The sequence below is a fragment of the Sphingopyxis chilensis genome (assembly GCF_035930445.1).
GTDB lineage: Bacteria > Pseudomonadota > Alphaproteobacteria > Sphingomonadales > Sphingomonadaceae > Sphingopyxis > Sphingopyxis chilensis.
In genome coordinates this window covers 2,042,364-2,068,496 of record NZ_CP142394.1, presented here as the reverse complement: position 1 = coordinate 2,068,496, position 26,133 = coordinate 2,042,364, and the positions used below count along the sequence as shown (strand labels likewise).

Genomic DNA, 26,133 nt, shown 5'->3' with positions numbered 1-26,133 from the left:
ATGCGGCGCGACCCTTGCGCCCCCGGCGGCGCGGGCCTATCTGGCGCCGATGCAGCAAGTTTCCGGAAAAAGCGTGATCGTCCTCCTGTCGGGCGGGCTCGACTCGATGGTCTGCGCGGGCCTCGCGCGCGAGGCGGGCGCGCGGATCGTCGCGCTGACGATCGACTATAACCAGCGCCATCGCGTCGAGCTCGAATCCGCCGCGCGCATCGCCGAATATGTCGGTGCCGCCGAGCATATCGTCCTGCCGCTCGATCTCCGCCGCTTTGGCGGTTCGGCGCTGACGGCCGATATCGACGTGCCGAAGGACGGGGTCGGCGACGATGTCCCGGTCACCTATGTCCCCGCGCGCAACCTCATCTTCCTGTCGCTGACGCTCGGGCTCGCCGAGGCACGGGCTGCGCAGGACATCGTCATCGGGGTCAATGCACTCGATTATTCGGGCTATCCCGACTGCCGGCCCGAATTCATCCAGGGCTTTGAAAAGCTTGCGGCGCTGGCGACCCGCGACGGCGACAAGGGCGTCGAGTTCCGCATCCACGCGCCGCTCCAGCATATGACGAAGGCCGATATCGCCGCCGAAGCGGCGCGGCTGGGCATGGACGCCGGGATGAGCTGGTCGTGCTACGACCCCACCCCGGAAGGGCTGCACTGCGGGTCGTGCGACAGCTGCCGCCTGCGCAGCAAGGGCTTCGCCGACGCCGGGCTCGCCGACCCGACGTGCTACGCCTGATCCGATGGTCTACGCGGTCAAAGAGATTTTCCTCACGCTGCAGGGGGAAGGGGCACAGGCGGGGCGCCGCGCTGTGTTCTGCCGCTTCGCCGGCTGCAATCTCTGGACGGGGCGTGAAAAGGATCGCGCCAAGGCGATCTGCCAGTTCTGCGACACCGATTTCGTCGGCACCGACGGGACGCTGGGCGGCAAATACAAGACCGCTGCGACGCTCGCCGATGCCATCGCCGAAAGTTGGGGTGCGGGCGGCGAAGACCGCTATGTAGTGCTGACCGGCGGCGAGCCGATGCTGCAGGTCGATGACGCGCTGATCGGCGCGCTGCACGATCGCGGCTTCACCATCGCGATCGAAAGCAACGGCACCCTGCCGATTCCGCGCAGCATCGACTGGATCTGCGTCAGCCCGAAGGCGGGCAGCGATCTGGTCCAACTGAGCGGCGACGAACTGAAGCTCGTCTGGCCGCAGCCGGGCAGCGACGTCGCGCGGCTCGCGGATCTCGATTTCGGGCATCTGCTCGTCCAGCCGCTCGACGACGTGGACGCCGCCGCCAATGTGCAGGCGTGCATCGATCTGGTGATGGCCGATCCGCGCTGGCGCCTGTCGCTCCAGACGCACAAGCATCTGGGTTTGCGTTAGGGCTTATTCGCCCTTTTTTGAGGGCGCGTCGGCGGTCAGCGCCTTTTTCGCGGCCGGCATGTCGACCGCCTCGGGATTGTCGCCGGCATCGCTTTCGTCGGCGGCATCGTCGCTCTCGCTAGCCTCTTCGGGCTTGGGCGCGTCCTTCTTCGTTCCATCGTCGGGAATGCTGTTGTCGATCGCGGTGCCGTCGCTCGCCACATCGTCGAGGATGATCATCGAATCGCTGATCGATCCGGGCTGGACCTCGACCGCGTCGAGCTTGGTCGTCGATTTGCCGGTGCTGTCGCCCCCGCCGCAGGCGGTCAAGGCGAGCAGGGAGAGCGAGGCGAGGAATATGCGGGTCATGGCAGGGTTCCTAGTCTGTCGGCCCGAGCTTGTCGAGAAAGGCGGGCAGCGTCTGCACGAGCGCCGCATCGACGTCGGCGAAGGTCGCCGCCTTGCCGAGCGCGGCGAGGCTGGTCACCGGAAATTCGGCGATGCCGCACGGCACGATCCCGCCGAAATGCGCGAGGTCGGGCGCGACGTTGAGCGAAAAGCCGTGCATCGTCACCCAGCGCTTCACGCGCACGCCGATCGCGCCGATCTTGGCCTCGCGACCCTCTGCGTCGTCGGTCCAGATGCCGATGCGGCCGTCGGCGCGCCTTGCCGCGACGTCCAGCAGCGCGAGCGCGTCGATCACCCAGCCTTCGAGCGCCGAGACATAGGCGCGCACGTCGCGCCCGCGCCGCGTCAGGTCGAGCTGGACATAGCCGACGCGCTGGCCCGGGCCATGATAGGTGTAACGCCCGCCGCGCCCCGCGTCGTAAACGGGGAATTGCGGGTTCAGCAGCTCGGCGGGATCGGCGCTCGTCCCCGCCGTATAGAGCGGCGGATGCTCGAGCAGCCAGATATGTTCGCCGCCCGCGTCGGCTTGGATCGCGGCCGCGCGCGCTTCCATGTCGGCGAGCGCCGTATCATAGTCGGTCAGGCCGGGGCTTATCGTCCATTCGGGCGCGGGAAGGGAGGTCATTGCGCCGGCTATCTGGCGCGCCGCGGCCTTCGGTGCAAGACCCCCCGGCGCGTATGACCGACAGGGCTGGACAGACGCGCCGAAGATCGTCACCTTCGGACGCAACGGGGAACCAAAAAATGACGGGGTATCAATGGTAAAATTCGATATGGGCGCGGCGTGGGACGACACGTTGCAGCTTTTGAGATCGCACACGGCGCTCGTCGGGACGATCGCGGGCGTATTCCTCTTCCTGCCGGCGCTCGCCTTCGCCTGGTTCGGCCCGGTACCGATCGAGCCGCCCGCGGGCGCCGATTTCAACCAGGTCGTGGCAACATTTCGCGAAAGCTTTCGCCAGATGATCCCCGGCCAGCTGGTCATCGCGCTCTGCACCTTGATCGGAACCGCGGCAATCCTGCGGCTCTGGCTTTCGCGGGCGGGAATCAGCGTCGGCGAGGCGCTGACCTTCGGCCTCATGCTCTTCCCGACGATGATTGCGGTCCAGATCCTGTGCGGAATCGCGATCGGTTTCGGTCTCGTCCTGCTGATCGTTCCCGGTATCTACCTGATCGGGCGGCTCGCGCTCGTGACACCGGCGATCGCCGATCGCCGCATCTACAACCCTTTCGAGGCGATCCGGACGAGTTGGGAGCTGACCCGCGACAACGGCTGGGCGGTCTTCTTTTTCCTGTTCCTTGTCGGCATCGTGATCGTGATCGCGGCGCTGATCGTCGGCGGGATCGTCGCGGTGATCTTTGGCAGCGAGCCGGGTATCGGTCGCATGATGGGGGGCTTCGTCGAAGCCGCGTTCGGCGCGATCGGTAGTCTGGTGTCGATCGCCGTATCGGCCGCGGCCTATCGCCAGCTCGCGCTACGGACCTCGTCCGACGTGTTTCAGTGACAGGCAAACCCGCAGCAACAAAGAATGGGTCGCAATCGGGGCGAAGCCGGTCGGCCTTCGCCCAACCTTGGACGGAGTGAAGAGCAGGTTTTGACAAGCAGGGGGAAGTGACATGACGAAAATGAGTATCGGAGCGGCTTTTTCCGAAACCTTCGCGTTTCTGAAGGCCAATTGGATGCAGATGCTGATGTGGGTGGGCGGTGCGCTCGTCGTCGTCGGTCTGCTTGGCTATCTGTTCCTCGGATCGACCTTTGCGGCGATGGCGATGTCGCCCAATGACCCTTCGCTCATCATGGGGGCATTCGGCAAGATCAGCCTGTTCGCGCTGGTGGCCGCGGTAATCTTCTACGGCGTGTCGATGCTGATCTGGCGTGGTGGCATGCACCCCGGCGAGGCGCCGAATTTCGCCTGGGCGTTTCAGGCCGGACCGGCGCTGGCATTTGGCATGATCGTGATCATGATCGCGGCCTATATCGTCATCTTCATCGTCATGTTCATCCTGACGCTGATCTTCGGCGCGGCGCTCGGCGGAATGGGTGGCTTGTCTCCCGCGGCGCTGGAATCGGGCGGTGCCGGCGCGATCGGCGGCGGGGCGATCCTCTTGATGGTGCTCGTCTATATCGCGGTGATTGTTTTCCTCCTGTGGGTGCAGGGCCGCTTCATGGTCGCCGGGCCGGTGATGGCCGAGCGGCTGACGCGAAATCCGGTCACGGGTCTGAGCGAATCGTGGCGGCTCACCGGCCCTTCGCAGTGGGTGATCGTCGGCTTCTATCTGCTCTTCACGATCGGCCTGTTCGTCTACGCGCTGGTCGCGGGGATGATATTCGGCGGCATTCTCGGCGCGGTCGCGGGCGGTTCGGTCGTCGGCGCGATGCTGACGATGATCGTGATGGCGGCGCTCGTCTATCTGCCGATCATCATGATCTCCTTTTCGATGCCGGTCGGCGTCTATCGCGCCATCGCGCCGCGCGCATCGGGCGACGTCTTCGCCTGATCGGACGTATGAACTTGGCGAGAGGGCGCTCCGGAAACGGGGCGCCCTTTTCGCATCAGGCCCATTTTGCGAGCGGCGGCAGGCTCATCAGGATCGCGTCGATATTGCCCCCGGTCTTGAGCCCGAACAGCGTTCCGCGGTCGTAGACGAGGTTGAATTCGGCATAGCGGCCGCGCCAGATCAGCTGCGCGTCGCGCTCGGCCTCGGTGAAGGGCAGGCCCATGCGGCGGCGCACGATCTGCGGAAAGATGTCGAGGAAAGCCTCGCCGACCGCCTGCGTCAGCTGGAAATTGCGGTCATACTCGGCATCGTCGCCGCATTCGAGATGGTCGTAGAAGATGCCACCGACGCCGCGGTGGACGCCGCGGTGGGGGATGTAGAAATAATCCTCGGCCCATTTGGCATAGCGTTCATAGACGTCGGGGCCAAAGGGCGCGCAGGCGGCGCGCAGCCGCGCGTGAAAGGCGTCGGTGTCTTCGGCATAGGGGATCGGCGGATTGAGGTCGGCGCCGCCGCCGAACCAGCGCCGCGTCGTCGCGAGGAAGCGCGTGTTCATGTGGACGGCCGGGACGTGCGGATTCGCCATATGGGCGACAAGGCTGATCCCGGTGGCAAAGAAACTCGGATCTTCGGCCGCGCCGTGGATCGACGTGGCGAATTCGGGCGCGAACTGGCCACCGACGGTCGAGACGTTGACGCCGACCTTTTCGAAGACCTGGCCCGTCATCACCCCGCGGACACCGCCGCCGCCTTCGCCCGGTTCGATCCCGTCGGCATCGCGATCCCACGGGGTATAGGCAAAGCGCGCGTCGCTGCCCGCCTCGGCCTCGATCGCCTCGAATTCGGCGCAGATCCGGTCGCGGAGCGATTCGAACCAGTCGCGTGCCGTCTGTTGCTGCGGGTCGAGCGGGGTCATGCCGGAAAGCCTTTCGTTTGCCTGAGCGCCTCGGCGAGCGCGATGCCAGCCGCGACCGCGACATTCAAGGATCGAAAGCCGGGTTGCATCGGAATCGCGATCCGTGCGGCGGCCGCATCGTGGACATGGTGCGGCACGCCCGCGCTCTCCGATCCGAACAGCAGGACATCGCCAAGGCCGAACTCGAAATCGGGAAGCGGCGTCGCGCCCGCGGTTGTGAGCAGGACGACGCGCTGTCCGCCGATCTGCGACCAATGGCGGAACGCGTCCCAGTCCGGGTGTCTGCGAACATTCGCGCGCACCGCGTAATCCATGCCTGCGCGCTTCAGCGCCGCGTCGCCAAAGGGGAAGCCGCACGGTTCGATAATATGCGCCGGCGCGCCGAAACAGGCGGCGGTGCGTAATATGGTGCCGACATTGCCGGCGATGTCGGGTTGAAACAGCGCGATTTCCATGCTGCCGCCATAAAGGCGAAGGCGCCGCGAATCGAGAGACTTGTCCGTGTCGGGGCGGGCAGGTGACGGAAGCGGAAATTGCCTGTTGGCAAGCCCGGACAGTGCGGCTATCAGGCCCGCAATTCCCGGAGGGGCCGCCGGGTTGTGCGCTTTCGTGCGCGTGCAACAGGGGCGGTCATTCCTTCGAGAATCTTTGTGGTTCACCCATACAAGGGCAATCGAATGGCCAGTGAAACTGAACTCAACGCCGGTATCGAAGATGGCGTACGCCGCCGGGATTTCATCAATATTGCGGCAGTGAGTTTCGCTGGTGTCGGTGCGGTGGCGGTGGTGCTGCCGCTGCTCAACCAGATGAACCCGTCGGCCGACGTGCTCGCGCTGTCGTCGACCGAAATCGACATTTCGGCGATTCAACCCGGTCAGGCGATCAAGACGAGCTGGCGCAAGCAACCCGTGTTCGTGCGCAACCTCGTTGCCAAGGAAATCGCCGAAGCCAAGGCCGTCCCGATGGGCGACCTGCGCGACCCCGAAACGATCGACCAGCGTACCAAGCCCGGCAAGGAAAACTGGCTGATCACGCTCGGCGTCTGCACGCATCTCGGTTGCGTGCCGCTCGGCGCCGCCGAGGGTGAGAATCGTGGCGATTATGGCGGTTATTTCTGCCCGTGCCACGGTTCGCACTATGACACCGCGGCGCGCATCCGTAAGGGGCCGGCACCCAAGAATCTGGTCGTGCCGCCCTATGAATTCACCAGCGATACCGTCGTGACGATCGGCTGAGGAGCGAGATAAGATGAGCTTTCCCTGGGCCAAGCCCTATGAGCCGCAACATCCGCTGATGAAGTGGATGGACGAGAAGCTGCCGATCCCTCGGCTGGTCTACAACGCCACGGGACCCGGCTATCCGGTTCCGCGCAACCTCAACTATTTCTGGAACTTCGGCGTCCTCGCCGGCGCCGCGCTGATGATCCAGATCATCACCGGTATCGTTCTGGCGATGCACTATGCTGCCAATGCGGACGTCGCGTTCAATTCGGTCGAGCATATCATGCGCGACGTGAATGCCGGCTGGTTCATCCGCTACGCGCATATGAACGGCGCGAGCATGTTCTTCATCGTCGTGTATCTCCACATCTTCCGCGGCCTTTATTACGGTTCGTACAAGGCGCCGCGCGAAATGGTGTGGCTGCTCGGCGTCGTGATCTTCCTCCTGATGATGGCGACCGCCTTCATGGGCTATGTGCTTCCCTGGGGCCAGATGAGCTTCTGGGGCGCGCAGGTGATCACCGGCTTCTTCTCTGCGATCCCGCTCGTCGGCGAGCCGGTGCGCGAATGGCTGCTTGGCGGCTTCGTTCCCGACAACGCGACGCTCAACCGCTTCTTCTCGCTGCACTATCTGCTGCCGTTCGTGATCCTGGGTGTCATCATCCTGCACATCTGGGCGCTGCACATCCCGGGTTCGTCGAACCCGACGGGCATCGAGGTGAAGGACGAACAGGACACCGTCCCGTTCCACCCCTATTACACCGCGAAGGACGGCTTCGGCGTCGGCGTCTTCCTGCTCGTGTTTGTCGCGCTGACCTTCTTCAGCCCGAACACGCTCGGCCATGCCGACAATTATATTCCGGCAAACTCGCTTTCGACGCCCGCGCATATCGTTCCCGAATGGTATTTCCTGCCCTTTTACGCGATCCTGAAGGCCTTCACCTTCAACTTCCTGTGGATCGACGCGAAGCTGTGGGGCGTCATCGCGATGTTCGCTTCGATCGCGCTGCTGTTCTTCCTGCCCTGGCTCGACAGCTCGCCGGTCAAGTCGTCGAACTATCGCCCGCTGTACCGCATCTTCTTCTGGGTCCTCGTCGCCGACGTACTGCTCCTCGGCTGGTGCGGCATGCAGCCCGCCGAACAGCCGTGGGTGATCCTCAGCCAGCTGGGTGCGATCTATTATTTCGCGCACTTCCTGGTGATCCTGCCGATCGTGTCGCGGATTGAACGCCCGCTTCCGATGCCGAATTCGATCACCGAAGCGGTCCTCGCCAAACACGCCACCGACACCGCGTCGGCTTCGGCAACGGCCTGAGCGCCGGACTTTAATAGGAGCTGATACAGCCATGGTTCGTCCGCTCGGTTTTCTCGTCGGTCTCGGTTTCATTACCGCGCTGGTGCTCGCGATCTTCACGACGCCGCTCAAGAATGAACCCAATGTCGCGCACGAGTTTCACAAGCACCCCAAGCATCTGAAGCTCGCCAGCGATGGCATCCTGCTGCCGCATTGGGACAAGGCGCAGCTGCAACGCGGGATGCAGGTGTACAAGGAAGTCTGCTCGGCCTGCCACGGCCTGCACCTCGTCGCCTTCCGCGACATTGCGGACCTCGGATACACCGAAGGGCAGATCAAGACTTTCGCCAGGGGCTTCCAGGTCCCGTCGATCAACCCTGACACGGGTGAACCGGCGACGCGCGATGGCCTGCCGTCGGATTATTTCCCGTCGCCCTACGCGAACGAAGTCGCCGCGCGCGCCGCGAACAACAATGCGCTGCCGCCCGACCTTTCGCTGATCACCAAGGCGCGCGAAGGCGGCAAGGACTATGTCTATTCGCTGCTGACCGGGTTCCAGAACCCGCCGGCGAACCTGCCGGCCGAGCTGAAGCCGGGCACGGGGCTGCACTACAACCCCTATTTCGCGAACCTCAACCTCGCGATGGCCCCGCCGCTGGCTCCGAACCAGGTCACCTATGCCGATGGCACCCAGGCGACCGTCGACCAGATGTCGAAGGACGTGACCGCATTCCTCGTCTGGACCGCCGAACCGAAGCTGATCAAACGCATCCAGGTCGGTTATGCGGTGTTCTTCTTCCTGCTGATCTTCACTGTACTGACCTATCTGTCGTACCGGAACATCTGGGCCGACAAGAAGCATTGAGAAACGGGGGCAGGGCGATTGTGACGTCATGATCGCCCTCCCGCCCCAGCCGGACCTCGACCTCGCGTCACTCGTCCGCACGATCCCGGACTTTCCAAAGCCGGGCATCCAGTTTCGCGATATCACGACGCTGATCGGCGATGCCGCCGGTTTCAGCGAGAGCGTGCGCCGGCTGAGCGCGCGCGCCGCGGCCTACCGCCCCGATCTCATCGTCGCGGTCGAGGCGCGCGGTTTTCTGTTCGGCGCCGCGATGGCGACCGCCATGGGTCTTGGCGTCGTTCCGGTACGCAAGGCGGGCAAGCTGCCCGGCGTGACGATCGGCGTGGATTACGAACTCGAATATGGCGTCGATCGCCTCGAACTCCATGATGGCGCGGTGCTGCCGGGGCATCGCGTCATCCTCGTTGATGACCTGCTCGCGACCGGCGGCACGATCCTCGCCACCGCAGCGCTGATGCGCAGCGTCGGTGCCGAGGTGGCGGCGGCGCTGTTCGTGATCGATCTGCCCGATCTTGGCGGGTCGCAGCGGCTCGATGCAGCCGGACTGGCTTGCGAAACGCTGATCGCCTTCGACGGCGACTAGGCGCTTCGGCGCATTTTAGATCAGGCCGTGGTTTCGCCAGATCAACAGCAAGCCGGTCCCGACGATGACGTCGATGACGACGCACCAAGGCACATACCACTGCGGGATCGCCACGAGCGGCAGATGCGCGCGACGGTGATGCGCGAAATCCCACGCGGCGTGGCCGAAATAGGCAAGCGGCAACAGGAGGGGCCAGTGCAGCAAGCCGAGCAGCCCCGCAATGGCGAAGGCGCCGGTGACGTTGAATTCGACAAGCTGGTCGCGGGGCGATCCGTTCACGACGGCAAACCCGAAATAGATACCGGCAATCAACGCGATCAGAATCGCGGCGAAAGCGAGCGATGCCTGCGCCGACAGGAATGCGTGTGGGAGCAGCGAGGCAACGCCGACGGCCACCCCGGTCAGGATCGGGCTCCGCTCGAACGGCGAAAGCCGGCGGTCATGATGCAAGGGTTCGACCGACATAATGCCTCCCCGACTGGTTGCGTGCGGCGGGCCGGCACGTCAAAGTCGCTCTCTTGATATCACAGTCAGGGGCGTCCGTCGCCGGGGGTATTATCCGGATGCCTGGGCCTTGGCCGAGAGCGCGATAGCCTCGATCTCGATACGGAATCCGAAATGGAGCGGGCCGGTGGGGACAACGCTTCGGGCGGGTCGCGTTTCGCCGAAGAATTGCCGGTACAGGATGTCCAGTTCATCCCAGTCGGCAATGCTGCTGAGATAGACGGTCGTCTTGATCACCTGTGAAAGGTCGGCACCGGCCTGATGCAGGACGTTTTCGAGGTTCGACAATGTTTGCTCGACCTGTGCCTTGAACGGTGCATCCGCCAGCGATGAATCGCGGCCCGGCCGCAGAGGAAGCTGGCCCGAGACGAAGATCAGGCCGCCGCCGACCGTGAAGGGCGAATAGTGCGGGTCACTGGCGGGCTTCGATGTCATGTCGTCGATCTCCGGATGGGGCGGTCCCCGATATCATCCGCACAAAGAAAAAGCCCGCGCCGAAGCGCGGGCTGTCGCCCCCGTGGCAAACGGGCCAATTCTCAGAAGGGTACCCAATTCTGCTTTTTGCGGAACTTCATATAGCCGACGTTGGCGCCGAGCCGTGCGCCGACGCCGACCCGGATCGGGATCAGCACGACGTCGCCGCGGCGCAGGTAGCTCGCGTTGAAGCCTCCGACTAGATAGGCGGCGCCTTCGCCCGCAGGATAGCGTTTGTAGAGATCCTCGCTGTCGAACAGATTGTAAACGAGGACGAAGGTGTTGCCGGCGTTCGCGCCCGCGTCGAAACCGATCGACGGGCCGGTCCAATAAGCGGGCAGCTCGCCCTCGATCTTGTGGTGCAGCGTGCCCGAACCGTAGCGCACGCCGAGGACGAGCGCGCCGCCAGCTTCGCGGCCAACGATATAGGCGTTGGGTTCGCCCTGCTTCTTGAGGATATCCTCGATCAATCCCGCGAGACCCTGTGCGCCCTTGCCGAACACACCTTCCGCCGCACCGATCAGGTCGTCCTGCTTATAGGTCGAGCCATCGTCGGTGGCGACGCTGGTGGCGGTCATATCGGCGGTGTCGCCGCTCGTCGTGCCGCCGTCGACCGGCGTTTCGCTCGTCTGTTGGTCGCCGGTCGCAAGGTCGCTGTCATACGACGGCTCGCTGTAGGGATCGCTTGTTGTCGCAGGCGGTGCGGGACTGTCGAGATCGGAGTCGATTTGCGTGTTGCTGGGATCGATCTCGCGCATCTGCGCCGCCGCCGGCAGCGGCGTCAATGCAAGTCCGAGCGAGGCCAAGGCTGCAAGAGCAAGGCTGGTGAACGTCTTCCGCATATTGGACCCCCAAAAATCGAGCGGCACCTTTGCGCCGAAATCTACGTTAATCATGACTCGCTTTGACGCGGGGGCAATGAACGGGCGATGACCTGAGTCGAATTTACGCCGGACCGAATCATTCGAGCGACGAAATGCGCGCAAGGCCCATAAAATTGAACAATCTTTGCCGTTGCGGGGCGCGAGGCGCATGGCTATAGCGACCCGCCTAGGCCAAACCTGCCGTTAGCGCGGCAGACCATGCGGAGACGTGGGTGAGTGGCTGAAACCAACGGTTTGCTAAACCGTCGTACTGGTAAATCCGGTACCGAGGGTTCGAATCCCTCCGTCTCCGCCACCTACTTCCCTTTCGATCGAAAACCATAGGCCGCCGCTGCCTGCCGGCCATGCGTTCGCCCGGCCGCTGCCGCGCGCGCGGCATTTTTCGCGTGGTTCACAAATTTTATTGTAATTGAGAATCGTTCGCGATAATGCCGCTCGCATCCCGCTCCTCCGGAACCCGCCGCAGAAACCTTCGATGCACGCACCGACATCCCAACGCCCGGCGGCCCGGAAGAGCCGGAACGCCTTTTGGCTGAAACAGCTGCATATGTGGCACTGGATGAGCTCGGCCGTCAGCCTGATCGGCCTGCTCCTGTTCGCGATCACCGGCTTCACGCTCAACCACGCGGCGGATATCGAAGCTGCGCCGGTGGTCACCGAAGCGGCGGCGACGATGCCGCCGACCATGCTCACGGCGCTGAAGGCGGCCGTTCCCGCGGCTGAAAAGGCGCCGTTGCCGACCGCCGTTGCCGCCTGGGTCGAGGAGCGCTTTCCCGTCAAAGCGTCCGCTGAGGCCGAATGGTCGGCCGACGAAGTCTATCTGCCCGCGCCGCGTCCTGGCGGCGACGCGTGGGTCGCGATCGATCTGGCGACCGGCAAGGCGACGAGCGAGGTCACCAGCCGCGGCTGGATTTCCTACCTCAACGATCTCCACAAGGGTCGCAATTCGGGTGGCGCGTGGAGCCTGTTCATCGACGTCTTCGCGCTCGCCTGCCTCGTTTTCGCGGTCACTGGCCTGTTCCTGCTCCAGCTTCATTCGGCGAAGCGCCGGAGCACCTGGCCGCTGGTCGGGCTGGGGCTCGCGATTCCCGCCGCCATCGCGACCATCTTCATCCACTAGGGAGACCCTTCATGCAGCTTACCACCCCAGCGCGCATCGTCGGCGGGACGATCGGCCTTGGTGCCATACTCACCGCGCCCTTATTTGCCGCCGCGCCGGGGACGATGGACGTCGCGGTCAATATTCCGCGGCTGAAGGTCGCCGAATATCACAAGCCCTATGTCGCGATCTGGGTCGAGAAGGAGGGCGCGAAGCCGAGGACCGTGGCGGTCTGGTACGATTACGACATGAAGGCGAACGAAGGCACGAAGTGGCTTCGCGACGTGCGCCAGTGGTGGCGCGCCGCGGGCCGTTCGATGACTTTCCCCGCGAACGGGATCACCGGCGCGACGCGCGCACCGGGCGCGCACAAAATCTCCTTCACGCGCGCGCAGCTCGGCGCGTCCGCGCCCGGCCAGTACATGCTGGTGATCGAGGCGGCCCGCGAAGTGGGTGGCCGCGAACTTCTGCGTATCCCCTTTACCTGGCCCGCAAAGGCCGGAGCGGGCGGACGCGCCGCGGGAAAAAGTGAATTGGGGGCCGTCTCGGTTTCCTTCCGTTAAGCAGGAAAGGACAGGGTGATGAACAAGGGTTTTTGGGGCTTCGCAGCGGGGGCGGCGCTTGCCGCGATCGCCACCGTCCCGGCATCGGCGCACCGTCAGTGGATGCTGCCGTCGTCGACCGTTCTGTCGGGCGACGATGTCTGGGTCACGGTCGACGCCGCGATATCGAACGATCTTTTCTACTTCGAACATCATCCGATGCGCCTCGACGCGCTGAAGGCATGGGCGCCTGACGGCAGCGAGGCGGCGATCGAGAACAAGGCGACCGGGCGCTATCGCAGCACCTTCGACGTCCATCTGACGCAGAAGGGGACGTGGCGGATCGCGTCGGTATCCGACGGCGTGATGGGCAGCTATGACCTGAACGGCAAGACCGAGCGCCTGCCGCGCGGCACGACGACCGCGAACCTCGCCGAGCGTATCCCCGCGGGCGCGACCAATGTGCGGACCGCCGAAGCGAACAATCGCAACGAGATTTTCGTGACCGTCGGCGAGCCGACCGTGACGCTGTTCCAACCGACGGGGAAGGGGATCGAGCTGGTCCCTGTCACGCATCCGAACGACCTGATCGCGGGCGAGGCGGCGACGTTCCAGTTCGTGCTCGACGGCAAGCCCGCGGCGGGCCTGCCCGTCACGGTGATCCCCGGCGGCATCCGTTATCGCGACCAGCTCGGCCAGATGGAACTTCAGACGGGTAGCGACGGCAAGGTCGAGATCAATTGGACGGGCCCCGGCCTCTATTGGCTGAACGTCACGACGCCGCGTACGGCGCGCGAAGAAGGCGCCGCGGCACCGGCAGGGCCGCAGCGCCGTGCGAGCTATGTCACGACGCTCGAGGTGCTCGCGCCCTGACCGACCGCATATTGATCCCTCGCGCGTTGACGCTTGCCGCCTTCGCCGGGTGCGACGCGCGGGCAGGGATCGAACGCTTCGTCGGCGAGAGCATGGGGACGAGCTGGTCGCTGCAGGCGGTGGCGCCGCCCGCCTCGACCCTGCACGGCGTCGAGGCGGCGCTTGCTCTCGTCGTCGAACAGATGAGCCAGTGGGAAGCGGAATCCGATCTCTCGCGCTTCAATCGCGCGCGCGCCGGCGTATGGCGCGAGGTGCCGGACGAACTCGCCCATGTCGTGAAGGCGGCGCTTCGAATCGCGCGCGCCAGTGGCGGCGCTTTCGACGCGGGCCTCGGCCGCCTGACCGAAGCATGGGGCTTCGGCAGCGCGGGGGCTGTCGATAGTGCGCCGCCCCCGACCAGCGCGTCCGCCGCAAGGACGATCGATTTCGATCGCGCGACGCGGCGCATCCGGCGCGGCGAAGGCGCGGCGCTCGACCTCTCGGGGATCGCCAAGGGCTATGCCGTCGACCTTGCCGCCGACTGGCTGCTCGACGTCGGCGTGCGCCACTTTCTGCTCGAACTCGGCGGCGAACTGCGCGGGGAGGGGATCCGTCCAGACGGACAGCCCTGGTGGGTCGATGTCGAAATGCCGCCGACGGCATCGCTCGCGCCGTGGCGCATCGCGCTGCACGACCTGTCGGTGGCGACCTCGGGCAATTATCGGCGGGGCTTCAGCGCGGGTGGTCAGCATTATTCGCACAGCTTCGATCCCGCGACCGGACGCCCCATCGTCAACGGCGTCGCATCGGTGACGGTACTGCACCGCAGCTGCATGATCGCCGACGGCTGGGCGACGGCGTTGACCGTGCTGGGCCCCGAAGCAGCGATAGCGTTGGCCGATAAGCAGGAACTGGCCGCGTGCGTGGTCGCGGGCGACCGCGAATATGTCTCGCGCGCGTGGCGCGCGATGCTGGATTAACTGTCCGCCCAGAGCCGCAGCAGATTGTGATAGACGCCGGTGAGTTCGATCACCGAGCGGTCCTTGCCGCCGAGTTCGCCGGTCAGCCGCTGCACTGCGCGATCGAGGTCGAACAATGTCCGGCGCTTCTCGGCATCGCGGACCATCGATTGCAGCCAGAAGAAGGAGGCGACGCGCCGCCCGCGCGTGATCGGCGTGACGCGATGCAGGCTCGACGAGGGATAGACGACCGCGTGACCGGCGGACAGTTTGACGCGCTGGACGCCATAATGATCCTCGATCAGCAATTCGCCGCCGTCGTAATCCTCGGGCGCTTCGAGGAAGACGGTGATCGACAGGTCGCTGCGGATGCGGAAATCGCTGCCGCGCTTGAGGCGGATCGCATTATCGACATGCGTGTCGAATAGCTGCCCGGCCCCGTAACGATTGAACAGCGGCGGGTAGATTTTGAGCGGAAGTGCCGAGGCGAAGAAGATCGGGGAGCGGCCGAGTGCTTCGAGGATCATTCGCCCCGCCTGCTTGGCGGCCTCGCCATCCTCGGGCAATTGCTCGTTCTGCTTGGCGAGCGCCGACTGGTGGCCCGACGTCGCATTGCCGTCGATCCATTCGGCGGCATCGATGATCGCGCGGATGTCCGCCACTTCGGCTGGGGAGAGCAGGTCGGGAACGGCAATCAGCATCGGTAGTGTGTTCCTTACCCTCCGGCGCTGCCACAGCTTGTGCCGGGGATCAATGCCGGGAGCGGCGCCGGGCCGCTCCCGGCAAGGTTCGTTAAAGCCCGACCGTCAGGGTCAGCACCGCAGACCGCGCGTCGCCGGGGGTCGCCCAGCCATTGTTGCGGATGCGGGTGAAATAGAGCTTGTCGGTGAAATTCTTCACGTTGAGCTGTGCCGAAATCCGGTCGGTGAAATCATAGGCCAGATAGGCGTTGTGAACCCAGTAATCGTCCGACTGGAACAGCTCCGGATCGGCCGTTGCCGTCGGCAGGTTAAAGGTGAATTTGCCCTGATAGGTCGCTCCATATCCGATCTTCAGCCCGAACGGCAGTTCATAGGTGGTGAACAGGCTGCCCGAATGTTTGGGTGTGTCCTGGATCCGCGCGCCGGCGACCGGATCGGGGAAGGCGGGCGAGTTGGTGCAGGCGCCTTCGCCGGGATTGGCGAGGCAGTAATCGGACACCGACTGCAAAATCTCGCTGTCGAGATAGGTATAGTTGGCGGTGATCGACCAGCCGGGAAGGATCTGCCCGACGGCGCTCAGCGCGATGCCGTCGACGCGCGAATGGCCGTCGAGCACCTGATCGGGCAGCGTCGGATCGCCCGAATTGACGCGATAGCTGTCGCGCTCGTTGCGGAACGCCGCGGCGCTCAGCAGCAGGCGGCCGCCCGCGACCTCGGCCTTCACGCCGATCTCGTAATTCTTCGCGCTTTCCGGTTTGACGTTGCAATTGCCGTTGGTTGCGGCCTCTGAACAACTGCCGTTGACCGACGCCTGCGAGGGCGTCTTGGAATTGCCGTAGGCGGCATAGAGGGTGACGGCCTCGACCGGTTTGTAAACGAGTCCGATGCGATAGGAAAAGAGGTTGTCGCTATACTCGGTCGGGGTCGTGATGCCCAAGCCGTTGCGGTTCGATCCGCTGCTCTTTTCATAACGGACACCGCCGTTGAGTTCGAACTTGCCGAGCTTCATCGCGTCGAACAGATAGAGTGAATAATTGTCGACCTCGCCGCGCTGGCGGCCGGTGTAGGTGAAATTGACCGGCCCTTCATAGACATTGCTGCCATAAGAGAAGCCGTCGGGGAGCGCGGGGCCGACGACCACCTCGTTCGGGTTGGCGATGTTGACCAGCGGATAGCGGCTATAGAAGGGCGTGCCGTCGGCGTTGCGCAGCGCATTGCCGTTGTTGAGCGTATATTTCTCCCACAATGCCGAGGCGCCGACAACGAGCGTATGTTCGATCGCGCCGGTGTTGAACGTGCCGCGCAGGTCGACCTGGTCGTACATCAGCTCGTTCGTCGAATCGCGGAGCGTCCCGCGCGGGCCGCCGATGTAATAATAGCCGTCGGGCACGGTGAAGCTGCCGAAGCCGTTGACGTTGATCGTGCAGCTGTCGCCTCGCGGCGTCACACCGGTCGAAAGGCAATAAGTGCCTTGCGGCGGGCCCACGACGGTCAGCTGGCTGACCTTCTGCCAGCGCGCCAGATTGCGGATCGACCAGTTGTCGCTGAATTCATGTTCGACGATCGCGGTCGCCTGATCGACCGTGATTTCCTGTCGATCGACATTGCGGTAACCGAAATAATCGCTGCGGTGGACGCCCGGGATCAGGCCATCGTAATAGGGCACGCCATATTGCGGGATATTGTCGTCTTCCTGATGCAGATATTGCAGCGTCAGCTTGGTCGGTCCCGCCATGCCGATGCTGATCGACGGCGCGACGCCCCAACGCTTGTAGTTATCGACATCGCGTCCTGGCACGTCATTCTTGTGCGCCATCGCGTTGAGCCGCACCGCGATCAGGTCGTTGACGCGGAGGTTCGCGTCGACCGTGCCGCGGTAATAATTGTCGGTGCCGATGCCCGCGGTGCCGACGACGCGCGTCTCGTCGAGCGGGCGCTTGGTGACGATGTTGATCGATCCGCCGACCGATCCGGCGCCACTCTGCACCGAATTGGCGCCGTTGACGATTTCGAGCTGTTCGAGGTTGAACGAATCCGACCGGTTATAGGCGGCGCTGTCGCGCACGCCGTCCTGCGTGATGTCGCTGCCCGCCGAATAGCCGCGGAAGTTGATCGAATCGGCGGGCGGTGAGCCGCCTTCGGCTGCGCCAAAGGTGATGCCGGGGACCGTCGAGAGCATGTCGCGCAGCGTCAGCAGATTCTGCTGCTCGATCGTCTCGCCAGTGATAACGGTCACCGTTTGCGGCGTGTCGCGCACCGGACGCGTCGATTTCGGCGATTCCTGCTGCGTCTGATAATGCTGCCCGGTGACGATGATCTGCTCGCGTTCGTCGCGGCGTTCGCGCTCGGACTGCTGTTCGGAAGACGCGTCGGCACCCGTATCGGCCGCCATGGCCGCAGTGCTGATCAGGCTGCCGACGCAGGAGAGCGCCAGGAAAGTGGCGGACGTCGTTGGCTTCACGGCTCTTACCCCTTTTTGTTATGGATGAGGCGCCGCTATTGCGAGTTAATCGCAGAGTCAAATAATATTGCGAGGCATTCGCGATAAGTTGGCGATTGCAGGATGCGCGAACTAGCGCGGCGGTTCGAGCCACCACGTCTGCCGCCAGCCATATTGGCTCGCGATCGGGTCGCCCGCGGCATCGGTCGCAGGCTTGAAGCGAAAGCGCGCCTCGATCAGGGCACAGGTCGTCCGGTCCAGCGACGCATCGCCGCTTGATCGCGTCACGCGGCAGCCGCTGACGCGGCCGCTGGCTTCAATCGTGAACCGCACCTCGACTTCGCCGCCCGCCCTCGCGCGGCTTGCTTCGCGCGGATAATCGCGGTCACGGATCGCGCCGCTCCGCCACACGGCCCTGGTGCCGCCGCCGGTGCCGCTTCCTGCGCCGCCGGCACCGGTGCCGTCGCCGCGCCCGCCTGCTCCCGATCCCGGTCCGGAGTTCGGTGCGGCGCCCGCCGACGCATCGCTCCCTGCGCCGGGGTTCGGCGCGGCCGCGACGGGTGGGATGACCGGTGGCAGCTTGGGCGGCGGCGCGGCAACCGATGCGGCCGAGGCCTTCTTGTTGATGGCCGACGCCTTGCCGCTGGCCTTTTCGCTTGGTGTCTTCGCTGGCCGAGCCTGTGAGCGCGGCTGCTGCGGTGCGGGGATCGCGATCGTCGTGATCGCTTCGCTCGCCTTGCGAACGAGGCTGAGGTCGAGGCCGCTCGCAAGGCCGAAACCGACCGCAACGACGATCGTCAGCGCGCTTGCGCCGGCCAATGCCCGCTGCCTTGTCGATACCTTCCCCGTATACGCCATCGCGCCGCCTCTCATCGCGCGCCGCAGCGCGCAACCGGCGACGGGTCTAAAGGAATTCGTCTAGCGTGGACATGAACCGGTCGAACTGGTCGTGGTGCAGCCAGTGGCCGGCATTTTCGAACTCGATCACCTTCGCGGTGTTGAAATGCTCGAGCCGCCCGTCCTTCTCGGGGTTCGAGGCCCAGCTGTTCGCGCCATATAGGAGCAGGGTGGGGCAGGTGATCGCACCCCACAACGCGGCGATATCGGCGTGCGGCATGTCGAAGGCGGGCCAGACGTTGAGGTAATTGTCGAATTTCCAGCTCCACGTGCCGTCCTCGTTGCGGCTGATGCCGTGGATCGTGAGGTGCCGCGCCTGCGCCTCGGTCAGATAGCTGTTCTCGCCCATCATCCGCGCCAGCGCGTCGTCGAGCGTTGCGTAGCGGCGCGGGGTGCGCCCTGCGGCCTGACGCTTGTCGTCGATCCATTTGCGGAAACGCTCGGCATAGCCGGTTTTCGCGCGCTCGGCGATGACCTTGGGCGAAGGACCGAGCCCCTCGATCGCGACGAGCTTGTGGACATTGTCCGGATAGAGGCCCGTATAGCGCAATGCGATATTGCCGCCCATCGAATGCGCGACGATCGAGATCGGGCCGAGGTCAAGCTGATGGATCAGCTGCGCGAGGTCATAGACGAAACCGTCCATGTCGTAATTGCCGTCGGGCGACCAGGCGCTGTCGCCATGTCCACGCAAATCCGGCGCGATGATATGATAGCGGCCCTTCAGCTTTTCGGCGACCCAGTCCCAGTTACGGCAATGGTCGCGCCCCCCATGGACGAGCAGTAACGGCGGCGCGCCCCGGTTGCCCCAATCGACATAATGCAGCTTCAGCCGCTGCGAGATGAAGCTGTTCGAGGTGGGGCCGGCACTTGCCATCGGTTCGTCCTTGCTGTCTGTTCCAGTTTCAAAAGGCGACTGGTTCCGATCCGTCAACCCCGGATCGTCCGGATCGCCATCCACAGCGAGAGAGAGGGCGAGCGCGATGTCGACATTTCGGGATAATCTGCTGGCGGGAAAGACGGCCTTCGTCGCAGGCGGCACGAGCGGCATCAATCTGGGCATCGCGAAGCGCTTCGCCGAACTCGGCGCGAAGGTCGCGGTGGCCGGACGCGATCCCGACAAGGCGGCGCGCGCGGCGGCGGAAATCGGCAGCGGCGCGCTCGGCCTGTCGGGCGATGTGCGCGATTATGACGCGATCCGCGGTGTGATGCAGCGTGTGGCGGACGCCTTCGGTCCAATGGATATCGTGATTTCGGGTGCCGCAGGCAATTTCCTCGCGCCGGTGCTGGGCATGTCGGCCAATGCGTTTCGCACGGTCGTCGATATCGATCTCAACGGCACCTTCAACGTGTTCCGCGGCTGTCACGACCTGCTCAATCGGCCGGGCGCGTCGCTTATCGCGATCACGGCGGGGCAGGCGGTCAACGCGTCGGCGCTGCAGGCCCACGCCTGCGCCGCGAAGGCAGGGATCAACCAGTTGATTCGCGTGCTCGCGCTCGAATGGGGACCCGAGGTGCGGGTGAACGGCATTTCGCCGGGGCCGATCGCCGACACGGAGGGCATGAAACGCCTCGCGCCCGATGCCGCGACGCGACAGGCGCATTACGACCGGATCGCGATGAAACGCTGGGGCAAGATCGAGGAGGTCGCCGAATCGGCGGTGTTCCTTTGCTCGCCCGCTGCGGGCTACATTACCGGCACGATCCTCGACTGCGATGGCGGCAGCCAGATCGGCGATGCGTCGCGCGGTGATTTGATGAAGGGCATGGCCTGAACGCAAAAACGCCGCCAACCCGTTGGGGCGGCGGCGTTTTTAATGGTGGGCGTGGCAAGGATTGAACTTGCGACCCCTGCGATGTCAACACAGTGCTCTACCACTGAGCTACACGCCCATCCCTTGGGGTGACGCGCCCCCTAATCGGCTCCGCGCGGCTTGGCAAGCCCTTCGCGAAAAAGATGCACGCTATTGTTGGTGCGACTGGTCGGCGCGGCCGAACATATTGTCGACTTCGCGCACCAGATCCTTGAGGTGGAAGGGCTTCGAGAGCAGCTTCGCCTGCGGCACATTTTCCTCGGCCCGCAGCGACACGGCGGCAAAGCCGGTAATGAACATGACCTGCGTCTGCGGGGCCACCTTCGCCGTATGCTGCGCGAGTTCGATCCCGTCCATTTCGGGCATGACGATATCCGAGAGCAGGAGGTCGAAGGTGCCCGAATCGATATAGGGGACCGCCGCGGTCCCGCGGTCGACCGAGGTGACGTGATAACCGCCAGTCGTCAGCGCGCGCGCAAGATATTCGCGCATCACATCGTCGTCTTCGGCCAGCAATATGCGTATCATTCGAAATCTGTTCCCGGTCTTCGGCGCCGCCGGTTCCGCTTGGCCGCGCCTTCTAATCCATATCCGATATAGCGTCAGAGATTTAACAAATTGACGCGCGACGCTGGATTCGTCGCGCTTTTTTTGCCACCCGTAAGCGATGCAGTCCCGTAGCATCCCGCCTGCCGCCATCGCTGTCAACCGGCCCCGGGTGATGGGGCCGGTCGTGGTGTCGGTGCCGCACGCGGGACGCATCTATCCGCCCGAGATACTCGCCGCGGCGCGCGTCGAGCAATCGCAACTCGAGCGGCTCGAGGATGGATGGTGCGATCTGCTGGCGGCCGGGGCAACCGGTGCGGGGGCCGTTGTCGTGGAGGCGCTGTGGGCACGCGCGGTCGCCGACCTCAACCGCGGCGAGGGGCAGATGGCACCCGGCGAGGTCGCGATGTCGTTGCGCGCGCAATTTTCCGCGCCAGGGCGCAAGGAGCGGGCAGGGCTGGGCGTTGTCCCGACGCGACTGTTCGATTGCGGCCCTTTGTGGAAGCGGCCGATCGACAGCGCCGCGTTGCATTGGCGGCTCGAATCCTTCCACCGGCCCTATCATGACGCGCTCACCGAGGTTCTGGTGGAGGCTCGGGACCGCTTCGGGCACGCGATCCTGATCGATCTGCACTCGATGCCCTCGATCCCGGCCGGGCAGCCGGGCCATGGCGCCCGAATCGTGGTCGGCGACCGCTTCGGCGGCAGCGCGGGCGCATGGCTGATCGATATGGTGGTAGCGTCGGCGGGGCGTCTGGGCGAAGTCGTGACGCGCAACCAGCCCTATTCGGGCGGGCATATCATCCGCACGCACGGCCAGCCGGCCGATGCGATCCATGCCGTGCAGATCGAAATCGATCGTAGCCTCTACCTGTCGGTCGAGCGCCTGCCCGATACGGCGCGGATCGGACGACTCGCGCGCTGGTTCGCTGACCTTGTCGGCGACCTGGGACAGGCGCGGCCCGGCAACGAAATATTCCCGCAAGCCGCCGAATAAAAAACCACCTCGTACCGTAGTACGAGGTGGCCAGGGTCCAGGGAGGACGCGTCCGCGCCAAAGCTGACGGGACACTCGCCGCGATGGAAAGGGGGAAAACCACGGCGGCGTAGGATGAATTTAGGGACTTGTTCGCCGACTTACAAGAAGTGACGATGCAGAATCTGCAATTTACAGGAAATTGGTCGGGGAGAGAGGATTCGAACCTCCGGCCCCTGCCTCCCGAAGACAGTGCTCTACCAGGCTGAGCTACTCCCCGACCGATCTGCGCGCCGACCAGGGTCGCCGCGAAGGCAGGGCGGTCCTCTAGACGCGCAATCTGCGAACTTCAAGCGCCAATCGGCACATCGAAGAGGATTGCTGTGACTAAAGCATTTCGGCAGTCCGAAAGCTGAAATGACCGTCCGCCACGAAAATCAGATGATCGACCAGGTCGATGCCCAAGGTCCGCAGAAAAAGCGCGGCATTGTGCGTCGTGCCAATGTCGGTATCGCTCGGCAGGGCGATGCCCGACGGGTGGTTGTGGGCCATTATCACCGTTGCGATCCCGCCATCGAGCAACGTCCGCCAGCTTCGCGTCGGGATAACGCAGCGGCCCGTTGCATCGCCATCGACGCATTCGAGACGGACGAGACGCTCGAACGCGTCGAATCCGGCAAGCAGCAGCGTTTCGCGGCCATCCTCGAACAGCGGGCGTAACAAATGGCGCGCCACCTCATCCTCCGATCGGGACGGAACGAATCCGACCGGCGCGATGGGCTCCGGGGTTTTGCCTACGGGCTCGAAAAGGGTCATCTCCGGACCCATGCGCTCCGGCCGCGCGATTCCCAATGCCCGACTGCCCCGCAACGGAGGCTTTGCGGCGTCACGCCGGCTGCTCCCTTGTCCGCTCGCGGTGCGAGGCCTAGCAACGATGGGAATAAACCGGGAGTGAGTCTTGCCTGATTCCATCCATTATGAACTTCAATATCTCGATTTGATGCGGCGCATCTGGGTCGAGGGCGACGAACGCGTCGATCGCACTGGCGTCGGCACGCGGTCGCTGTTTGGTGAAACGATGCGATTCTCGCTCGCCGACGACGCGATCCCGTTGCTCACGACGAAGCGCGTCTATTGGAAGACCGCGCTGCGCGAGATGCTGTGGTTCCTGACCGGCGATACCAATATCCGGTCGCTGGTTTCGCAGGGCGTGAAGATATGGACCGACTGGCCGCTCGAAAAATACCGCAAGGCGAGCGGTGAGGATATCAGCGCCGAGGATTTCGAGGCGCGGATCGTCGCCGACGAAGAATTCGCCGCGAAATGGGGCGATCTCGGGCCCGTCTATGGCCACCAATGGGTGAACTGGCCGCGTTACGAGCCGGCGGGCGAGGGGCTTTTTCGCCGCGCCGAGCAGGGGCATAATCAGATCGCGGCGCTGATCGATTCGCTCAGGAACAATCCCGGCTCGCGCCGCCATATCTTTACCGGCTGGAACGTCGCGGATCTCGACCGGATGGCGCTGCCGCCGTGCCACATGACCTATCAGTTTCACGTCCGCAGCGATGGCGGGCTGTCGTGCCTGCTCTTCCAACGATCATGCGACCTCGGTCTCGGCTTTGCATTCAACATCTTCGAGGCGGCGCTCTTGACGCGGATGATAGCCGAGGTGTGCGATCTCACCGCGCATGAGGTGGTGTGGACCGGCGGCGACGTCCATCTCTATCTCAATCACGCCGATCTGGTCGAACAGCAGTTGCAGCGCGTCCCCGAAGGCGCACCGAAGCTGCACATCCTTCGCCGGCCGTCGAGCATTTTCGATTACCGGTTCGAGGATTTTGCGGTCGAGAATTATGCGCCGCAGGCGCATATTTCTGCGCCCGTCGCGGTCTGATGGCCGCCGTTGCATTCGTATGGCATCCGTAATAATATGTCGTCACGTTGAAATATAACTAGGTGCGCGATTCGCGTCCGAAGGGAAGAAGATATGCCTGAGACGCCTCAGCGTCCGGCGCGCAATTTGCCGCCGCTGTCGCTTCACATCCCGGAGCCGCGCTATCGCCCCGGCGATACGCCGGACTTTGGCGATATCGAGGTTCCTGCCGTCGATGCGACCCCGCGCCCCGGCGAGGCGACCAAGCCCGACGCGATGCGCGAGCTTTGCTATGGCCTCGTTCGCGTGCTCGATTTCGACGGGCAGGCGAAAGGCCAGTGGGATCCCCGGCTTTCGCCCGAGCGGCTTCGCGCGATGTTGCGAAACATGATGCTCACCCGCGCGTTCGACGACCGGATGTTCCGGGCGCAGCGGCAGGGCAAGACCAGCTTCTATATGAAGTGCACGGGCGAGGAAGCGACCTCGGTCGCCTCGACGATGGCGATCGACCGGACCGACATGGTTTTTCCGAGTTATCGCCAACAGGGCATCCTGATTACGCGGGATTATCCGCTGATCCAGATGATGAACCAGATCTATTCGAATCGTGGCGACCATCTCCTCGGCCGCCAGTTGCCGATCATGTATTCGGCGCCCGAACACGGTTTCTTCAGCGTATCGGGGAACCTTGCGACGCAATATCCGCAGGCGGTCGGCTGGGCGATGGCGTCGGCGTCGAAGGGCGACAGCCGGATCGCGACGGTCTGGTGCGGCGAGGGGTCGTCGGCCGAGGGCGACTTCCACTCGGCGCTGACCTTTGCGACGGTGTATAACGCGCCGGTCATCTTCAACGTCGTGAACAACCAGTGGGCCATATCGAGCTTCTCGGGCTTTGCCGGCAGCGAGCGCACGACCTTTGCGGCGCGCGCGGTCGGTTACGGCATTGCAGGACTGCGCGTCGACGGCAACGACCCGCTCGCGGTCTACGCCGCGACGCAATGGGCGGCGGACCGGGCGCGGACCAACAACGGCCCGACGCTGATCGAGCATTTCACCTATCGCAGCGAAGGCCACAGCACCTCCGACGACCCCAGCGCCTATCGCGCCGCCGATGAAGCGACCGCCTGGCCGCTCGGGGACCCGATTGCCCGGCTCAAGCAGCATCTGATCGTGCTGGGCGAATGGGATGAAGCGCGTCACGAGGCGCAGGCGAAAGAGCTCGACGACCTGGTCAAGATGACCCAGAAGCAATCGGAAAAGCTCGGCATCTTGGGGCACGGCATGCACCAGCCGTTCGAGACGATGTTCGAGGATGTGTTCGAGGACATGCCCTGGCACCTCAAGGAACAATGCGCGCAGATGCTCGCCGAACAAGAGGCCAAGTTCGGCCCCGACTGGAAGCCCGAATGATGGCGGACGAGACCAAAACGATGAACATGATCGAGGCGATCAACAGCGCGATGGACGTCATGCTCGAACGCGACCCCAATACGGTCGTCATGGGCGAGGATGTCGGCTTTTTCGGCGGCGTGTTCCGCGCGACCGCCGGTCTTCAGAAAAAGCATGGCAAGACACGCGTGTTCGACACGCCGATCAACGAATGCGGCATCATCGGGGTCGCGGTCGGGATGGGCGCATACGGACTGCGCCCGGTCCCCGAGATCCAGTTCGCCGACTATATCTATCCCGGCCTTGACCAGCTCGTCAGCGAAGCGGCGCGGCTGCGCTATCGCTCGGCGAACGACTTTATCTGCCCGATGACGGTGCGTACCCCGTTTGGGGGAGGCATCTTCGGCGGTCAGACGCACAGCCAGTCGCCTGAAAGCATCATGACGCATATCTGCGGCGTGAAGACGGTCATTCCGTCGAACCCCTATGACGCCAAGGGTCTTTTGGTCGCGGCGATCGAGGACAATGACCCGGTCGTCTTCCTTGAGCCCAAGCGCATCTATAACGGTCCGTTCAGCGGCTATTACGACCGCCCGGTCGAGCCCTGGTCGAAGCATGATGCGAGCGCGGTGCCCGAGGGCTATTACCGCATCGACCTCGGCAAGGCCGCGACAGTGCGCGAAGGCGAGGCGCTGACCATCCTCGCCTATGGCACGATGGTGCATGTCACCAAGACAATCGTCGAGGAAATGGGCATCGACGCAGAGATCCTTGACCTGCGCACCTTGCTGCCGCTCGACATCGACGCGATCGAGGCGTCGGTAAAGAAGACCGGCCGCTGCCTGATCATCCACGAAGCGACGCGCACCTCGGGCTTCGGCGCCGAACTTGCCGCGCTGGTGCAGGAACGCTGCTTCTATCATCTCGAAGCGCCGGTCGAACGCGTCACCGGTTTCGACACGCCGTATCCGCATAGCCTCGAATGGGCCTATTTCCCTGGCCCGGTGCGCATCGCGACCGCGCTCACCAAGATTTTGAAGGACTGACGC

The 26,133-nt window shown here is 64.2% G+C and carries 30 protein-coding genes and 3 tRNA genes; 18 read left to right on the top strand and 15 right to left on the bottom strand.

Translation table 11 applies throughout. The annotated features are described in order from the left end of the window. Positions 1-49: 49 nt before the first annotated feature. Positions 50-733, top strand: coding sequence for a 7-cyano-7-deazaguanine synthase QueC (gene queC, locus VSX79_RS09430; RefSeq protein WP_179496030.1), 684 nt, complete (start codon positions 50-52; stop codon positions 731-733). Positions 734-737: 4 nt separating this feature from the next. After that, positions 738-1,370: a 7-carboxy-7-deazaguanine synthase gene (gene queE / locus VSX79_RS09425; RefSeq protein ID WP_179496031.1), complete on the top strand. Its 633-nt coding sequence runs from the start codon at positions 738-740 to the stop codon at positions 1,368-1,370. Between the two features lie 3 nt (positions 1,371-1,373). Here the strand turns inward: queE and VSX79_RS09420 are convergent, their stop codons facing one another. Beyond that, positions 1,374-1,718, bottom strand: a complete 345-nt coding sequence (locus VSX79_RS09420) for a hypothetical protein (protein ID WP_179496033.1) — start codon at positions 1,716-1,718, stop codon at positions 1,374-1,376. 10 nt (positions 1,719-1,728) lie between these two features. Next, positions 1,729-2,382 (bottom strand): lipoyl(octanoyl) transferase LipB, encoded by a 654-nt coding sequence (gene lipB, locus VSX79_RS09415; protein ID WP_179496035.1) that lies wholly within the window; start codon positions 2,380-2,382, stop codon positions 1,729-1,731. 133 nt (positions 2,383-2,515) lie between these two features. On the opposite strand from lipB, the gene VSX79_RS09410 reads away from it, so the two are divergent. Together VSX79_RS09410 and VSX79_RS09405 are read left to right on the top strand one after the other, a co-directional pair. Then, positions 2,516-3,262, top strand: a complete 747-nt coding sequence (locus tag VSX79_RS09410; protein ID WP_179496037.1) for a glycerophosphoryl diester phosphodiesterase membrane domain-containing protein — start codon at positions 2,516-2,518, stop codon at positions 3,260-3,262. A 112-nt stretch (positions 3,263-3,374) separates the two neighbouring features. After that, entirely contained in the window at positions 3,375-4,256 is an 882-nt protein-coding gene (locus tag VSX79_RS09405; RefSeq protein ID WP_179496039.1) for a hypothetical protein, read from the top strand. A 55-nt stretch (positions 4,257-4,311) separates the two neighbouring features. On the opposite strand, the gene hemF is transcribed toward VSX79_RS09405, so the two are convergent. Both hemF and VSX79_RS09395 read right to left on the bottom strand, forming a co-directional pair. Next, positions 4,312-5,172, bottom strand: coding sequence for an oxygen-dependent coproporphyrinogen oxidase (gene hemF / locus VSX79_RS09400; protein WP_326913210.1), 861 nt, complete (start codon positions 5,170-5,172; stop codon positions 4,312-4,314). Beyond that, positions 5,169-5,627 carry a tRNA (cytidine(34)-2'-O)-methyltransferase gene (locus VSX79_RS09395; RefSeq protein ID WP_326913209.1) on the bottom strand — a complete coding sequence of 153 codons (459 nt, stop codon included), beginning with the start codon at positions 5,625-5,627 and terminating at the stop codon, positions 5,169-5,171. The genes hemF and VSX79_RS09395 overlap by 4 nt, the downstream gene beginning before the upstream one ends. Before the next feature lie 222 nt (positions 5,628-5,849). On the opposite strand from VSX79_RS09395, the gene petA reads away from it, so the two are divergent. The 4 genes from petA to VSX79_RS09375 are packed head-to-tail and all read left to right on the top strand — an operon-like array spanning position 5,850 to position 9,134. After that, entirely contained in the window at positions 5,850-6,407 is a 558-nt protein-coding gene (gene petA, locus VSX79_RS09390; protein ID WP_179496045.1) for a ubiquinol-cytochrome c reductase iron-sulfur subunit, read from the top strand. A 13-nt stretch (positions 6,408-6,420) separates the two neighbouring features. Beyond that, a complete protein-coding gene (locus VSX79_RS09385; RefSeq protein WP_179496047.1) occupies positions 6,421-7,707 on the top strand; it encodes a cytochrome b in 1,287 nt (428 codons plus the stop codon). 31 nt (positions 7,708-7,738) lie between these two features. Continuing rightward, complete coding sequence (locus tag VSX79_RS09380) at positions 7,739-8,551, top strand: cytochrome c1 (protein WP_179496049.1); 813 nt, start codon at positions 7,739-7,741, stop codon at positions 8,549-8,551. A 28-nt stretch (positions 8,552-8,579) separates the two neighbouring features. After that, positions 8,580-9,134 carry an adenine phosphoribosyltransferase gene (locus tag VSX79_RS09375; RefSeq protein ID WP_179496051.1) on the top strand — a complete coding sequence of 185 codons (555 nt, stop codon included), beginning with the start codon at positions 8,580-8,582 and terminating at the stop codon, positions 9,132-9,134. Between the two features lie 15 nt (positions 9,135-9,149). Here the strand turns inward: VSX79_RS09375 and VSX79_RS09370 are convergent, their stop codons facing one another. The 3 genes from VSX79_RS09370 to VSX79_RS09360 all read right to left on the bottom strand — a co-directional run bounded on the left by VSX79_RS09370 (position 9,150) and on the right by VSX79_RS09360 (position 10,954). Next, on the bottom strand, positions 9,150-9,599 hold the full coding sequence (locus VSX79_RS09370; protein WP_179496052.1) for a DUF6010 family protein: 450 nt from the start codon (positions 9,597-9,599) through the stop codon (positions 9,150-9,152). A gap of 90 nt (positions 9,600-9,689) precedes the next feature. After that, on the bottom strand, positions 9,690-10,073 hold the full coding sequence (locus VSX79_RS09365) for a RidA family protein (protein WP_179496053.1): 384 nt from the start codon (positions 10,071-10,073) through the stop codon (positions 9,690-9,692). Positions 10,074-10,174: 101 nt separating this feature from the next. Then, on the bottom strand, positions 10,175-10,954 hold the full coding sequence (locus tag VSX79_RS09360; protein ID WP_179496054.1) for a DUF1134 domain-containing protein: 780 nt from the start codon (positions 10,952-10,954) through the stop codon (positions 10,175-10,177). A 244-nt stretch (positions 10,955-11,198) separates the two neighbouring features. Here VSX79_RS09360 and VSX79_RS09355 point away from each other — a divergent pair. From VSX79_RS09355 to VSX79_RS09335, 5 genes are all read left to right on the top strand, one after another. Next, positions 11,199-11,291: transfer RNA gene (locus tag VSX79_RS09355), tRNA-Ser, on the top strand. Between the two features lie 180 nt (positions 11,292-11,471). Then, complete coding sequence (locus VSX79_RS09350; RefSeq protein ID WP_326913208.1) at positions 11,472-12,116, top strand: PepSY-associated TM helix domain-containing protein; 645 nt, start codon at positions 11,472-11,474, stop codon at positions 12,114-12,116. 11 nt (positions 12,117-12,127) lie between these two features. Continuing rightward, positions 12,128-12,658 (top strand): DUF2271 domain-containing protein, encoded by a 531-nt coding sequence (locus VSX79_RS09345; RefSeq protein WP_179496056.1) that lies wholly within the window; start codon positions 12,128-12,130, stop codon positions 12,656-12,658. Between the two features lie 18 nt (positions 12,659-12,676). Then, positions 12,677-13,510 (top strand): DUF4198 domain-containing protein, encoded by an 834-nt coding sequence (locus VSX79_RS09340; protein ID WP_326913207.1) that lies wholly within the window; start codon positions 12,677-12,679, stop codon positions 13,508-13,510. A gap of 26 nt (positions 13,511-13,536) precedes the next feature. Next, the gene (locus tag VSX79_RS09335; RefSeq protein WP_326913206.1) at positions 13,537-14,469 is read left to right on the top strand and encodes an FAD:protein FMN transferase; all 933 of its coding nucleotides are present in this window, start codon (positions 13,537-13,539) and stop codon (positions 14,467-14,469) included. Here VSX79_RS09335 and VSX79_RS09330 read toward each other — a convergent pair. The 4 genes from VSX79_RS09330 to VSX79_RS09315 form a co-directional block, all read right to left on the bottom strand. Beyond that, the gene (locus tag VSX79_RS09330) at positions 14,466-15,149 is read right to left on the bottom strand and encodes a Fe2+-dependent dioxygenase (RefSeq protein WP_179496058.1); all 684 of its coding nucleotides are present in this window, start codon (positions 15,147-15,149) and stop codon (positions 14,466-14,468) included. The genes VSX79_RS09335 and VSX79_RS09330 overlap by 4 nt on opposite strands. A 91-nt stretch (positions 15,150-15,240) precedes the next feature. Next, a complete protein-coding gene (locus VSX79_RS09325; protein ID WP_326915246.1) occupies positions 15,241-17,541 on the bottom strand; it encodes a TonB-dependent receptor in 2,301 nt (766 codons plus the stop codon). Positions 17,542-17,721: 180 nt separating this feature from the next. Then, positions 17,722-18,408, bottom strand: a complete 687-nt coding sequence (locus tag VSX79_RS09320) for an energy transducer TonB (protein ID WP_326913205.1) — start codon at positions 18,406-18,408, stop codon at positions 17,722-17,724. A gap of 85 nt (positions 18,409-18,493) precedes the next feature. Next, entirely contained in the window at positions 18,494-19,363 is an 870-nt protein-coding gene (locus VSX79_RS09315) for an alpha/beta fold hydrolase (protein ID WP_326913204.1), read from the bottom strand. Positions 19,364-19,469: 106 nt separating this feature from the next. On the opposite strand from VSX79_RS09315, the gene VSX79_RS09310 reads away from it, so the two are divergent. Then, positions 19,470-20,261, top strand: a complete 792-nt coding sequence (locus VSX79_RS09310; protein WP_326913203.1) for an SDR family oxidoreductase — start codon at positions 19,470-19,472, stop codon at positions 20,259-20,261. 43 nt (positions 20,262-20,304) lie between these two features. On the opposite strand, the gene VSX79_RS09305 is transcribed toward VSX79_RS09310, so the two are convergent. Then, a tRNA-Val gene (locus VSX79_RS09305) sits at positions 20,305-20,379 on the bottom strand. Between the two features lie 71 nt (positions 20,380-20,450). Then, complete coding sequence (gene cpdR / locus VSX79_RS09300) at positions 20,451-20,828, bottom strand: cell cycle two-component system response regulator CpdR (RefSeq protein WP_326913202.1); 378 nt, start codon at positions 20,826-20,828, stop codon at positions 20,451-20,453. Positions 20,829-21,021: 193 nt separating this feature from the next. On the opposite strand from cpdR, the gene VSX79_RS09295 reads away from it, so the two are divergent. Further along, on the top strand, positions 21,022-21,843 hold the full coding sequence (locus VSX79_RS09295) for an N-formylglutamate amidohydrolase (RefSeq protein WP_326915245.1): 822 nt from the start codon (positions 21,022-21,024) through the stop codon (positions 21,841-21,843). 182 nt (positions 21,844-22,025) lie between these two features. Here the strand turns inward: VSX79_RS09295 and VSX79_RS09290 are convergent. Next, positions 22,026-22,102 (bottom strand) — tRNA-Pro (locus tag VSX79_RS09290). Positions 22,103-22,209: 107 nt separating this feature from the next. Beyond that, positions 22,210-22,557 (bottom strand): JAB domain-containing protein, encoded by a 348-nt coding sequence (locus tag VSX79_RS09285; protein WP_326913201.1) that lies wholly within the window; start codon positions 22,555-22,557, stop codon positions 22,210-22,212. A gap of 265 nt (positions 22,558-22,822) precedes the next feature. Here VSX79_RS09285 and thyA point away from each other — a divergent pair, with 265 nt between their 5' ends. The 3 genes from thyA to VSX79_RS09270 all read left to right on the top strand — a co-directional run bounded on the left by thyA (position 22,823) and on the right by VSX79_RS09270 (position 26,130). After that, the gene (thyA, locus tag VSX79_RS09280; protein ID WP_407697280.1) at positions 22,823-23,716 is read left to right on the top strand and encodes a thymidylate synthase; all 894 of its coding nucleotides are present in this window, start codon (positions 22,823-22,825) and stop codon (positions 23,714-23,716) included. 93 nt (positions 23,717-23,809) lie between these two features. Continuing rightward, positions 23,810-25,105, top strand: coding sequence for a 3-methyl-2-oxobutanoate dehydrogenase (2-methylpropanoyl-transferring) subunit alpha (locus tag VSX79_RS09275; RefSeq protein WP_326913199.1), 1,296 nt, complete (start codon positions 23,810-23,812; stop codon positions 25,103-25,105). Between the two features lie 20 nt (positions 25,106-25,125). Further along, positions 25,126-26,130 (top strand): alpha-ketoacid dehydrogenase subunit beta, encoded by a 1,005-nt coding sequence (locus VSX79_RS09270; RefSeq protein ID WP_179497354.1) that lies wholly within the window; start codon positions 25,126-25,128, stop codon positions 26,128-26,130. Positions 26,131-26,133 lie beyond the last annotated feature (3 nt).